Origin of the sequence: Vibrio sp. 10N.222.49.A3, from assembly GCF_041475145.1 — a bacterium.
Classification (GTDB): domain Bacteria; phylum Pseudomonadota; class Gammaproteobacteria; order Enterobacterales; family Vibrionaceae; genus Vibrio; species Vibrio tasmaniensis_A.
The window spans coordinates 1-1,213 of sequence record NZ_JBFRVM010000242.1 but is presented as its reverse complement, the minus strand read 5'-3'; the positions used below and the strand labels follow the sequence as shown (position 1 = coordinate 1,213).

Annotated in this window: 1 protein-coding gene; it reads left to right on the top strand. The window is 46.1% G+C overall.

Translation table 11 applies throughout. The features are described from left to right. Positions 1–1,213 (top strand): MobF family relaxase (gene mobF / locus AB4589_RS24120; RefSeq protein WP_372101848.1); only part of this gene is annotated, 1,213 nt, incomplete at both ends.

Genomic DNA, 1,213 nt, shown 5'->3' with positions numbered 1-1,213 from the left:
ACCTCAAGGAAAAAGACCAGGGAGAAAACACCTTCTGGCATGGCAAGCTGGCCATCGAAGCGGGACTGGCGGGTAAACCCGTAGAGCAAGCCACCCTAGAATCGGTGCTCTCTGGCAACCTTGGGGATGAAACCATTAAAGGGAAACGAGATAACCATAAATGCGGTTTAGATCTGACTTTGTCCGTATCTAAAGGCTTCTCCATTGCAGCATTAGGTGGTGGTGATATGCGCTTACTCGGCATACTCAAGGACGCCGTTAAGTTTGTCGCCGATGAAATTGAAAAAGACACCGCACAAGTCACGTCAACCAATAAAGAAGGGGAACGTGAATACATCAATACAGGTAACATGATTTTCGCAGCTATTGGCCATAAGACCAGCCGTGAAAACGACATGCAGCTTCATTACCACTTATTAGCGCCAAATATGACACGAGATCAGGATGGACAACTTCGCTCACTCGCTTCAACCATTAAGCAAAAAGGGGGCGTGATTAACGGGACTGGCGAGCGCATCTATAACTTCCAAAAATATTACACGGCGTTATTTCACAGCAAAATAGCGCATGACGTTGAAGGCATTGGATATCAAACCCATGGGCTAGGCAATGGACAGATAGACATATCTGGTGTACCGCAACCTCTCATCGAAAACTCTTCCACTCGAACGCAGCAAATCAACCAACAAGCCTTAAACTTTGGAGACACACAAGCAGCAAGGGATATGGCAGCACTTGATACACGCAAAAGTAAAACTTACCTGAGCACCGGTGAGCTCACCACAAAGTGGCAGCAACAAATTAAAGATATGGGGTACAAGCCCGAAGAGTTGGTAAAGAATGCACAACAATTCACTAAACAAGAATTTCAGCCAGCCTTAATCGCTCAAGAAGCCCTGGCACGAGCTGTTTCTCATCTTGAACAAAACAATACAGCCCTTCGCTTGGAAAAAGTCGTTGAATTGGCCGTTTCTGACTTTACCAAAGGGGGTATTCAAGCCAATGCCATTGAAGTAAAAACCATCGCCGATGAATGGATTAAAAATGGCACACTCATACCTTTAGGAGAGAAAGGGCAATACACCACCAAAGGCTTAATTGATAACGAGAAAGCGCTTATCGACAGCACACAAGGACGGGCACATCACATGCGTACCCACGTTGAATCGAACACGCTCAACAAGCTCGCTATCCCTGAAAACCAGCAGCGTAT